At 72.2% G+C, this 6,232-nt stretch carries 2 protein-coding genes; both read right to left on the bottom strand.

The features are described from left to right. The coding region (locus AC5Y5E_RS30300) for a beta-ketoacyl synthase N-terminal-like domain-containing protein (RefSeq protein WP_499907705.1) at window positions 1–1,170 on the bottom strand (1,170 nt) is incomplete at its 3' end. Window positions 1,171–1,185: 15 nt separating this feature from the next. Beyond that, a partial coding sequence (locus AC5Y5E_RS30295; protein ID WP_499907703.1) for an SDR family NAD(P)-dependent oxidoreductase occupies window positions 1,186–6,232 on the bottom strand: 5,047 nt, incomplete at its 5' end.

Below are 6,232 nucleotides of genomic sequence, written 5' to 3'. Positions count from 1 at the left end.
GATCATCTTGATCACCCCGGCCACCCCGGCGCCGGCGGAGGTATGGCCGATGTTGGATTTGATCGACCCGAGCCACAGGGGTTCGACCCGGTCTTGGCCGTAGGTCGCCAGAAGGGCCTGGGCCTCAATCGGATCCCCCAGCACCGTCCCGGTGCCGTGGCCCTCGACGATGTCCACGTCGGCCGCGCTCAAGCCGGCGTTGGCCAGCGCCGCCCGAATCACCCGCTGCTGCGACGGTCCGTTGGGTGCGGTCAAGCCGTTGGAGGCGCCGTCCTGGTTAACCGCCGAGCCGCGCAGCACCGCCAGCACCGGATGCCCCAGGCGGCGCGCGTCGCTGAGCCGCTCCAGGACCAGCACCCCGGCCCCCTCCGACCACGCGGTGCCGTCGGCCGCGCCGGCATACACCTTGCACCGGCCGTCGGGCGCCAGCGCCCGTTGCCGGCTGAATTCCACGAACGCGGCCGCGGTGGCCATCACCGTCACGCCGCCGGCCAGCGCCAGGTCGGACTCCCCCGACCGCAGTGACTGCGCCGCCAAGTGCATCGCCACCAACGACGACGAACACGCCGTATCCACCGACACCGCGGGGCCTTCCAGCCCCAGCACGTACGCCACCCGCCCGGACGTCACGCTCAGGGTCGAGCCGGTGAGCCCGTAGCCCTCCAGCTCCCCCTTCACCTCGCCGCCGTAGCCGGCATGGATGACCCCGGCGAACACACCGGTCGCCGAGCCGCGCAACGAGAGCGGGTCAATCCCCGCCCGCTCCAACGCCTCCCAGGAGATCTCCAGCATCAAGCGCTGCTGCGGATCCATCGCCAGGGCCTCGCTTGGGCCGATGCCGAAGAATCCCGCGTCGAAGTCGCCGGCATCGCGCAGGAAGCACCCGCGGCGTGTGTACATCTTTCCTTTGGCGTCGGGATCCGGATCGAACAGCCCGTCGACGTCCCAGCCCCGATCGGTGGGAAAGTCCGACACCGCGTCGCGGCCTTCGGCCACCATGTCCCACAAGGCCTCCGGCGAATCCACCCCGCCCGCGTAGCGGCACGCCATCCCCACCACCGCCACGGGCTCCGACTGCTTGCCCTCCAACTCCTGCAGGCGTCGCCGCGTCCGCCTGAGGTCGGCGGTGACGCGTTTGAGGTAATCGAGATGCTTTTCGGTGCCCGGCACCGCGTGCTCCTTAAGTTACGAGCCCAGCTCTTCGTCGAGGATGGCGAAGAGTTGGCTTTCGGTCGCGGCGTGGATGTCCTCGTCGTCGGCGTCGTCGACGCCCGTGTCGGTGAGGGTGGTCAGGAGGTGTTGCAGCCGGATGGCCAGGCGTGCCCGGTCTTCCGGGTTCCAGTCGGTGCGGTTCAGCAGCGCGTGCAGCTCCGCGGCGATGTCGTTGGCGCGTGTCGCCGGGTTGGGCTTCTCGGTCCCGGCGGCCAGCCTGGTGTCCAGGTATTCGCCCAGGGCGCTGGGCGTGGGATGGTCGAAGATGATCGTGGGTGAGAGGGCGAGCCCGGTGGCGGTTTTCAGCCGGTTGCGCAGTTCGACGGCGGTCAGGGAGTCGAAACCCAGCTCCTGGAATGCCCGTTCGGCGTTGATGTCCGCGGCGGTGGTGCGCCCCAGCACCGTGGCGGCGTTGCTGCGCACCAGCTCGACGAGTTCACGGTGTCGCTGGTCCGGGGCCAGTTCTTGCAGCCGCGCGGCCAGCCCGGTGGTCGAGGCGGTCACGGTGGTGTCGTCGATGACGCGGCGGGCGGGACGGGTGGCCAGGCCGTGCAGCAGCGGAGGCAACGCGGCGGCGTTGTCGGACAGCGCGATCCGATCCAGGCACGTGGCCACCACGACGGGCCGCTCGCCCAGCATGGCGGCGTCGAGACGCTGGAGGGCCTCGGTGGTGGACAGCGGCGCGAGGCCGAGCCTGCTCATGCGGTCCTTGTCCGCGTCACCCAGGTGCGCGGTCATCGCCGAGGCCCGTTCCCACAGGCCCCAGGCCACCGACAGCCCGGGCAATCCGCGGGCGCGGCGATGGGCGGCCAGCGCGTCCAGGAAGCTGTTGGCCGCCGCGTAATTGCCTTGCCCCGGGGTGCCGACGATTCCCGCCATCGACGAAAACAGCACGAACGCCGACAAATCCAGGCCCGCGGTCAGCTCATGCAGGTTCCAGGCCCCGTCGACCTTGGCGCGCAACACCGTATCGACGCGTTCGGGCGTCAACGACGCGATCAACCCGTCGTCCAGCGCCCCCGCGGCATGGAACACCCCGCGCAACGGGTGCTCCGCGGGCACCCGGTCCAACAGTGCGGCCACCGCGTCCCGGTCGGCCACGTCGCAGGCCACCACCGAAACCCCGGCGCCGGCCGATCGCAATTCGGCCACCAGCTCGGCCGTTTGTTCGTCGCCGCCGCTCCGGCTGATCAGCATGAGGTGCGCCGCCCCGTACTGGTCGACGAGGTGACGCGCCAGCGCCGAACCGGCCATCCCGGTTCCGCCGGTGATCAGCACGGTGCCGCCGGCCAGTCCCGACGACAGCGTCAGCACGACCTTGCCGATGTGGCGGGCCTGGCTGACGAACCGGTACGCCTCGGCGGCGCGGCGCACGCCGAAAGCCCTTGTCGGCAGCGGCTTTAGGACGCCCTCTCTAAGCAAATCCGTGAGCTCGGCCAGCATGGCGGCGATGCGATCGGGGCTGACCTCGGTCAGGTCGAAGGCCTGATACCGCACGCCGGGGTGCTGCGCGGCGATCGCGTCCGGGTCGCGCAGGTCGGTCTTGCCCATCTCGACGAAGTGCCCACCGTCGACCAGCAGCCGCAGCGACGCGTCGATGAACTCGCCAGCCAGCGAGTTCAGCACGACGTCCACCCCGCGGCCCCCGGTGGCGGCGAGAAACTTCCGCTCGAACGCGGGCGTGCGCGAGTCCCCGATGTGGTCGTCGTCAAAACCCATCGCGCGCAGCGTTTCCCACTTGCCCTGGCTGGCGGTGGCGAACACCTCGGCCCCCCAATGCCGGGCCAGCTGCACCGCGGCCATGCCGACCCCGCCCGTCGCGGCGTGGATCAGCACCCGCTGCCCGGCCCGCAACCCGGCCAACACCGACAGCCCGTACACCGCCGTCAAGAACACCACCGGCACGCCAGCGGCGTCCAGCGTGGACCACCCCGCCGGGACCGCGGTCACCAGCCGCGCGTCGACCACCGCTTCCGAGCCGACGATCCCCAGCAGCCCCATCACCGGGTCGCCGACCGCCAGCCCCGACACACCCGGGCCGACTTCGGTGATCACCCCGACGCCCTCGGCGCCCAACTGGCCACCGCCGGGGTACATTCCCAACGCCACCAGCACATCCCGGAAGTTCACCCCGACCGCGGCCACCGCCACGCGCACCTGTCCGGCGGCCAGGTCCACCGGCGGGCTCGGGCGCACCACCAGGTCCTCCAGCGTCCCGCCGCCGCCGGTGTCCAACCGCCAGTTGCCCGCGGGCAGCGCCAAGGCCGCGTCGGGCGGCACCGGCGCCAGCCGGGCCGCGTACGCCGACCCGGCGCGGATCACCACTTGCGGTTCCCCGCAACCGATTACCGCGCTGGTGTCCAGCGACCTGTCCGAATCGACCAGCACCACCCGGTCGGGATGCTCGGCCTGCGCCGACCGGACCAGCCCCCACACCGCCGCGCCGGCGAGGTCTGAGACGTCTTCGCCCGGCAAGGCGACGGCGCCGCGGGTCAGCACGACCAGCACCCCGCGCCCGTCGCCGGCCAGCCAGGACTGCAACACGCCCAACGCCTCGTGGACGGCGTCACGCGCGGCCCGCACCACGTCCGCGCCCACGCCCGGCTCCCACACCACCACGCCGTCGCCAACGCCGTTGTCGCTCACCGGCATCGGGGACCAGACGACCTCGAGCAATCGCCCGGCGGCCGGGGCCGTCGCGGCCGACAGCTGGGCGGCCGAGACCGGCCGCAGGTCCAGCCGTCGCACCGACAGCACCGGAAGGCCCATCGCATCGGCCAGCTCGATGGACACCGCCCCGCCGCCGAGCGGCGCGATCCGGACCCGCGCCCGCGATGCGCCCGCCGCGTGCAGGCTTACCCGCTGCCAGGCAAACGGCAACACCGTCGGGGCGTCCGCGTCGGCCAGGCCCAGAGCGTGCAGCGCGGCGTCCAGCAGCACCGGATGGATCCCGAACCCGTCGACCGTGACGCCGGCCGCCTCCGGCGCGACGGCGACCTCGGCGAAGATCTCGTCGTCGCGACGCCACATGGCCCGCAATCCCCGAAAGGCGGGACCGTACTCGTAGCCCCGCGCCGCCAGACGCGCGTAGGCGTCGCTCACTTCGACCACCTCGGCGCCGGCCGGCGGCCAGGTCGACAGATCCGCGCCAGGTGCGGCCGCGCGGGCGCCCAACAAGCCCTCGGCATTGAGTACCCACTCCGAATCCGGCTGCCCGCCCGACGAATACACCGCCACCGGCCGCGAGCCCGTCGTGTCCGTCGCGCCGACGACCACCTGAACCTGCACCGAACCCGCCGCGGGCAGCACCAACGGAGCGGACAGGGTCAGCTCCTCGATCGCCGGGCAGCCGACCTCGTCGCCCGCCCGGGCGGCCAATTCCACAAACCCCGTTCCCGGGAACAGCGTCACCCCGGCGACCTGGTGGTCCGCCAGCCACGGGTGGGCGGCGACGGAAAGCCGGCCCGTCAACACCACCCCGCCGGAGTCGGGCCGCTCCACCACGGCACCGAGCAAGCCGTGGTCGGCCGCGGCCAGGCCCAACCGACCGGTATCGCCCGAGCCCATGAACTGCGCGGGCAACCAAAAGCGCTGCCGCTGAAACGCATACGTCGGCAGCTCCACGTTCCTAACGTCACCGCCGGCGAACGCGGCCCGCCAATTCACCTCGGCCCCGGCGACGTGCGCCTGGCCCGCGGACAGCCAGAACCGGTCCAGTCCGCCGTCGTCGCGGCCCAGTGACGGGATGACGGTTACGTCGTCCGCGGAAGCGACGGTCTCTTCGATACCGGCGATCAGCACCGGGTGCGGGCTGCATTCGATGAATGTCCGGTATCCGGCGTCGCGCGCATCACGCACCGCTCGCTCGAATTCCACCGTCTCGCGGATGTTTCGGAACCAGTACTCGGCGTCCAAGCCCGCCGTGTCCATGAGCTCACCGGTGACGGTCGAGTAGAACGCGGTCGACGACGAGTGGGGCTCGATGTCGGCCAGCGCCTGGGTCAGTGGTTCGCGGATCGCGTCCACCTGCGTCGAGTGCGAGGCGTAGTCGACGTCGATCCGCCGGGCCCGGACGTTGTCGGCTGCACAGCGCCCGATCAGCCCGTCCAGCGCCTCCACGTCACCCGACACGACGACCGCCGAAACGCCGTTCACCGCCGCGACATTCAACCGATCGCCCCAGTGCGCCGCCAGTTCCCGCGCCTGCGGCAGGCCGCAAGCCAGCGAGGCCATGCCCCCCTCGCCCGACAACTGCAGCAGGAGCCGGCTTCGCAGCGCCACCACCCGCGCCGCGTCCTCCAGCGACAGCGCCCCGGCCACGTACGCCGCGGCGATCTCGCCCTGCGAATGGCCGATCACCGCGTCAGGCGCGACCCCCACCGATCGCCACAATTCGGCGAGCGACACCATGACCGCCCACAGCGCCGGCTGCACCACGTCCACCCGATCCAGCCCCGGCGCGCCCGGCGCCGCGCGGATGACGTCGATCAACGACCACTGCACGTGCTCGCCGAGCGCCTTGTCGCACCGGCGCATCTGGTCGGCGAACACGGTTGACTCGTCGAGCAATTGGGCCCCCATGCCGGCCCACTGCGACCCCTGGCCGGGGAACACGAACGCCGTCTTGCCCGCGGCCCGGGCCCGGCCCGTCACCACGCCCGCGCCGGGCGAACCGGAAGCCACCCCGGCCAGGCCCGCCAGCAGCGTCTCGCGGTCGGGACCCACCACCACCGCCCGATGCTCGAGCGTCGAGCGGCTGGTGGCCAGCGACCAGCCGACGTCGGCGGCGCTCAACCCCTCGCGGCCGCCCACCCATGCCGATAGCCGGGCCGCCTGGTCGGCCAGCGCCCGCTCGGAACGGCCCGACACCACCCACGGCACCGACGGCGGCTGATCACGTTGGACCGCAACGGGTTCCGGCTCGGCGGGCACTTCCTCGACGATCACGTGCGCGTTGGTCCCGCTGATCCCGAACGACGACACCGCGGCCCGGCGCGGACGATCGCCCGCGGGCCAGGGC

It is taken from the genome of Mycobacterium sp. NGS54, from assembly GCF_059812465.1.
The sequence above is the reverse complement of the archived record's forward strand: the minus strand, read 5'-3'. Positions and strand labels throughout refer to the sequence as shown.